Origin of the sequence: Streptomyces sp. NRRL B-1347 (assembly GCF_000720325.1) — a bacterium.
Lineage (GTDB): Bacteria > Actinomycetota > Actinomycetes > Streptomycetales > Streptomycetaceae > Streptomyces.
Map to the genome: position 1 here is coordinate 1 of NZ_JOJM01000158.1, position 5249 is coordinate 5249.

At 68.2% G+C, this 5249-nt stretch carries 4 protein-coding genes and 2 pseudogenes; 2 read left to right on the forward strand and 4 right to left on the reverse strand.

Going from position 1 to position 5249, the window contains the following annotated elements:
- Both IG74_RS0143890 and IG74_RS50525 read right to left on the reverse strand, forming a co-directional pair.
- A partial coding sequence (locus IG74_RS0143890; protein ID WP_063761361.1) for a type II toxin-antitoxin system prevent-host-death family antitoxin occupies positions 1–255 on the reverse strand: 255 nt, incomplete at its 3' end.
- 159 nt (positions 256–414) lie between these two features.
- Positions 415–669 carry a transposase gene (locus IG74_RS50525; RefSeq protein ID WP_078869625.1) on the reverse strand — a complete coding sequence of 85 codons (255 nt, stop codon included), beginning with the start codon at positions 667–669 and terminating at the stop codon, positions 415–417.
- Between the two features lie 194 nt (positions 670–863).
- Between IG74_RS50525 and IG74_RS50530 the strand changes: the two are divergent.
- A pseudogene (locus tag IG74_RS50530) lies at positions 864–1373 on the forward strand (transposase); the annotation flags it as partial.
- A 26-nt stretch (positions 1374–1399) separates the two neighbouring features.
- On the opposite strand, the gene IG74_RS0143895 reads toward IG74_RS50530, so the two are convergent.
- Positions 1400–2560, reverse strand: coding sequence for an IS30 family transposase (locus tag IG74_RS0143895; protein ID WP_030689260.1), 1161 nt, complete (start codon positions 2558–2560; stop codon positions 1400–1402).
- 44 nt (positions 2561–2604) lie between these two features.
- Between IG74_RS0143895 and IG74_RS50535 the strand changes: the two are divergent.
- Positions 2605–3321: pseudogene (locus tag IG74_RS50535) on the forward strand (IS30 family transposase); the annotation flags it as partial.
- Here the strand turns inward: IG74_RS50535 and IG74_RS48565 are convergent.
- Positions 3278–4276, reverse strand: a complete 999-nt coding sequence (locus IG74_RS48565) for an IS3 family transposase (protein ID WP_051856700.1) — start codon at positions 4274–4276, stop codon at positions 3278–3280. The pseudogene IG74_RS50535 and the gene IG74_RS48565 overlap by 44 nt on opposite strands.
- Positions 4277–5249: the final 973 nt, after the last annotated feature.

Below are 5249 nucleotides of genomic sequence, written 5' to 3' on the forward strand. Positions count from 1 at the left end.
CATCTCTTCTTCGCCGTCAAGGATGCGCATGGCCTGGTCGTGGGGGAGCAGGCGCAGGGTGCCGCGTTCCTTTTGGAGCTCGTACCGGGCGATAGCGAGTGCGTCTTCGAGGTCTTCCAGGTCGCTGTCGGCGATCAGTGAGGCACCGACGGGAACTCCGCGGTCAGTGAGGGTGATGCGCTCGTGCTGGGCGGCGGCACGGCGTGCGAGTTCGCCGATCTTGGCCCGTGCTTCGACGATCGAGTACGTAGACATGCATCTACCTTACACTGTGGACGTTCATCTGTAATGACGTCCGCGGGGGTGGTGTATCGACGGCCACTCGGTGATCTTGTTTTGAGGCCATGCGGTGAGTTCGGTGGGCAGGTCAGGATGGTGTCCCGCCGGGGACACGGTTGGCGAATTCGGTGATGCCTATTGAGGTTGGAGGCGGCGGAAGCGTGAGGTCCTGGTCTTGGCGAGGGGCGTTTCGGGGAGCCAGGCGTCGGTGCGGAGAAGGTTCAGGGCGGCGGCGGTCAGTACGTGCTGGAAGCGCGTCTTGTCCAGTCCCCGGTAGCGGGTCCGTCGCAGTCCGGAGCGTCGGAGTCCTTGTCCGAAGGCCGCTTCGATCCCGGTGCGTGTTATATATGGGGCTTCCCCGGGATGGTAGACACCGGTTTGTGTGCTTATGCGGTGAGTTCCAGGTTATCGGACGTGATTGCGTGCTCGCGTTCGTAGTCGATCGGGCAGAGCTGCGCTCGTCCCGACGGCCCCCGTGGGCTGCTTCACGCCCAACTCACCGCGCAGATCAGCGAATTCCTTCGATGTGTACTGGGCGGATTCAACTGATCGTGGCAACACCTCTGTGAGCTGGAGGTTTGCGGATGGGTGTGGGGAATCGGCAGCGGGTGGCGCGGGAGTATCGCGGGCAGATGCCGTCGCCGGGCCGGCCGGGCGTGGCCTGGCGGGAGGAGATCGCTCTGCTGCGTGCCCGGGACCTCGGCGTCCGTGCGATCGCGCGGCGTCCGGGGCGTTCGCCCTCGACGGTCTCGCGGGAGCTGAGGCGCAATGCCTCCACCCGGAGCTGCCCCTTGGAGTACCGGGCCTCGCTGGCGCAGTGGCATGCCGAGCGGCGTGCGCGGCGGCCGAGGACCGCGAAGCTGGTGGCCAGCCCGCGTCTGCGCGACCACGTGCGGGACCGGCCGGCCGGAACCCTCGTCCACGCCGCGGACGGCCGCACCGTTGAGGGGCCGCGGGTGGCTCCGTGGAAGGGCCGGAACAAGCCGAGGCGGCAGGACCGCCTGTGGGCCACTGCATGGAGCCCGGAGCAGATATCGCAGCGGCTGAAGGCGGACTTCCCCGATGATGACTCCATGCGCATCTCCCCGGAGGCGGGGCGGATTCCATCAGTGATTGCGAATCACCTGGTCAATGGGCCTGTGAGGCATTCTCGCATGGCCTCGGCTGGGGTCCTGTCGCCGAGGATGAGTCGGGGGCGCCGGTTGAGCTGACGGGTGACTGCGCGGAGGTCTCGTGCGGTGTGGGCGGACAGGTCGGTTCCCTTCGGGAAGTACTGCCGCAGCAGGCCGTTCATGTTCTCGTTCGTACCGCGCTGCCAGGGCGAGTGTGGGTCACAGAAGTAGATCCGGAACCCGGTCAGCGCCTCGATGTCCTCGTGCAGGGTCAGCTCGCGGCCCTGGTCCCAGGTGAGCGTCCGCCGCAGTTGGGGCGGAATATGTGCGGTCTGCGTGATGAGCGCGTTGCGGACCTGTGGGGCCTTCCAACCGTGCGGCAGATGGATCAGGTGAACGTAGCGGGTCGCCCGCTCGACAAGGGTGCCGATCGCGGATCCCTGGCCGCGGCCGATGATCAGGTCTCCCTCCCAATGCCCGGGAGCCGTACGGTCGTTGATCTCGACGGGGCGCTCGTGGATGAGCGTCATGTTCTTGATCTTGTTGAGGGTGGGGACACCGCGACGCTGCTTCCTGCGGCGGGTGCGGCCGGCGCGGAGCTTGGCCTCACGGCGGCCGAGGAGGCCGGCGAACAGGGCCCGGTAGATCGTCTCCGGACAGGCCCGCATGCCCGGGTCGTGCGCGTGCTCGCGGGCCAGATACCGCGCGATCTGTTGCGGCGACCACTTCTCGGTGAGCTTCTCGCGCACCAGCGTCCGCAGCGGCTCGCTGCCGCGGATCTTCTCCTCTTCCGGGCGTCGGCGCCGCAGCAGAGTCTGGTTGTGGGCCCACCAGGGGTGGTAGCTGCCGTCCGGCTTCGCATTGCGCTTGATCTCGCGGTAGACGGTCTGAAAGCTCTTCCCGATCGACGCGGCGATCTCCTTCACTGTCTGCTTGGCATGGAGCCCGTCGGCGATGGCGATGCGGTCGTCTTGGGTCAGGAAGCGCGGCGATATCGGGCCGGTGTCGGGGACGATCATGCTTCCAGCTTCGATGAACCAGTTCGATCCGCAGCTGGCGGAGACCCCGACCACCCGGGCGGCAGCCGCACCCTTGTAGCCCTCTCTCAGCAGCTCGAAGTACCGCTTCTTCACTGCGGTCGGCATCTTGTTGGGGGCGTACTTCGGCATCCGAACGCACTCCTTCCGGGGCGTTCGCAATCACCGATAGAACTCAAGCGGTCTATCAGGCCCTCTACGTCCAGGGACGCGGGGCGCTCAAGCGCGAGCTGGTCGCCTGCCTGCGCACCGGACGGTCACTGCGCGTCCCGCGCGAACGCTCCGGGCAGAGCGTCCGCGGGCATGTGACCGCCGATGTGCTGATCAGCGAGCGGCCCGCCGAGGCCGAGGACCGGGCCGTCCCGGGCCACTGGGAAGGCGACCTCATCATCGGCACCGGCCGGTCCGCGATCGGCACGCTGGTGGAGCGCAGCACCCGGTTCACGATGCTGCTGCACCTGCCCCGGATGGAAGGCCTCGGCACCGAACCGCGCACCAAGAACGGGCCTGCCGTGGCCGGTCGGGGCGCCGAAGCCGTGAAGGACGCGATCACCGCCACCATCACCACACTGCCCGAGCAGCTGCGCAGGTCGCTGACCCGGGATCGCGGTACGGAACTGGCTCAGCACGCCCAACTCCGCATCGACAGCGGGCTGCAGGTTTACTTCGCCGACCCCCACAGCCCCCGGCAGCGCGGCACCAACGAAAACACCAACGGTCTCCTGCGCCAGTACTTCCCCAAGGGCACCGGCCTGTCCCGCTGGGACACCGACGAGCTCCAGGCCGTCGCCTTCACCCTCAACAACAGACCCCGCAAGACCCTCGGATGGAAGACACCCGCCGAGGCCCTCAACGAGCACCTACTATCTCTCCAGACAGCTGGTGTTGCGACGAACGATCGAGCCCAAGCTGGGTTCCGTGATCGCTGTGGAAGACCGCTCCGTCGGCGACCAGGTCCGTGCGCATGTGGTCGGTGATCGACCAGCCCGCCACGCGGCGGGAGAAGCAGTCGATGACCGTGGCGAAGTAGAGGTGCTCGCCGTCGCCGACAGGGAGATACGTAACATCGCCCATGTACTTCAGGCTCGGCGCGGGCGCGGTGAAGTCCCGCTTGAACAGGTCGGGCACCGGCGTCGCGGAGGGCTCAGGGACGGTCGTGGTGACCTTCTTGCGCAGGTGGGTGCCGACGATGTTGAACTTGCGCATGACGCGGGCGACCCGCTTCTCGTTCACCCGCTCGCCCGCCCTCGCGTCCGCGTTCAGCTCGGCGGTGATCCGCGGCGAGCCGCAGGCGGCACCGGACGCCGCGTGGATCTTCTTGATCCGCCTGGCCGGCACGGCGTCCGCGTGCTCGCGCCGGGCGCGGGCCTCGGCGCCGGCCCGCCACTTGCAGAAGCTCGAGCGGACGACGCCGAGCAAGGAGCACAGCCGCGTGACCTCATGGTCTTCCTGGTGATCCTCGACGAACTGAAAGCGGCTGCCCACCAGCTCGTCCCCGACGCGAAATACTTCGTCGCCTTCCGCAGGATGTCCCGCTCCTGCGCCAGGACCTCGGTCCTGGCGCAGGCCGACATTCTCCTGCCGCAGCGCCGCCATCTCGGCCTCCAGCCGCGCGATGCGTTCCTCAGCCGTACTCCCGCCGGCCTGTCCCGGCCCGGATGCCGGGGGCATCCGCCCGTCCGGCCCCGGAGCTGCTCCGGCCGCCTTCACCCACTGCCGCAGCGTCTCGGCATGGATCCCAAGATCCCTCGCCACCTGCGAATACGTGAGCTTCGGATCGGACCGGTACAGGGCTATCGCGTCAGCCCGGAACTCCTCCGTGAACGGCTTGCGCCCCATCAGCGCCATCTCTTCCTCTGGATCCACAAGAACCAGTGTCCGTGATGTCTACCATCCGGGGGGAATGTTCGGAGAACACCCCGGCCTGGAACCGGCCGACTGGGAAATCAGAGGGCGTTGTTCGCGGGCGCACCCACACGATTCCGATCGCCGGGGCCCCTGCGTGGAGTGCCTGCCCGTCCACATTGGTCCCGAACCATGCTCCGGGACCGCGATTCCGGCCGCTTCTGCAGCCCGCGCCTCAACCCTTCCATACCTGGGGCAGCCTGTTCACCGGGTTCCTGGCGCCCTTGGCGCACGCCCCCGGGGTGCCTCCGGGCGCCGCCTCGTGCGCCGTCTCCCCGGCCAGGGCAGCGGGCATGCTCGCGGTGTGGGCCGGTCCAGCCCCGACGGTCCGGTGGGAGCCCGAGCGGTTCCGGGCTCCTGTGACAGGCAGCGCGGGCACCTGGATCCGTAGGGTGGATGCTGTGCACGGCCGCGAGCTGGCGGTCCGGGGCCGTACCAGACCGCCGGACCGGCCCGCGGTGGCCCGTGCCCCGCCGGGGGTCTCCCTCCTCTTCACCCGGCGCCCTCCTGTACCCAGCACCCCGCATCCCAGAACCGGCCCGTACCAGATGAAGGACTCCGAGGATGCCGTTCACCATCCCCGCAGACATGAAATCCTGGCACCCCATCGACGTCTGCACCTGGCTCGCCGGTATCGAAGAAGACCCCGCAGCCGGCCCGGACGACGTACGCGAGGCCCGCGCGGCCGCCGCTGCGGCCCTCATCGCCTGGAGTCCCCCACCCTGCCCGACCACCCCGCACACCAGCACAGCGGCACCGACCGGAGACGCTCCATAACTAGCCACATCACCACCATTGGCCAAGCTGAGGTTCCCCCGTCGTCGTGCGGGAGGTGCTGATCAGCTGGTCAGGGCGGGTTGACGGGGTTTCAGGTTCGTTCGTTTGGCCGGTACTCGCTCGGCGTAGTGCTTCTCCT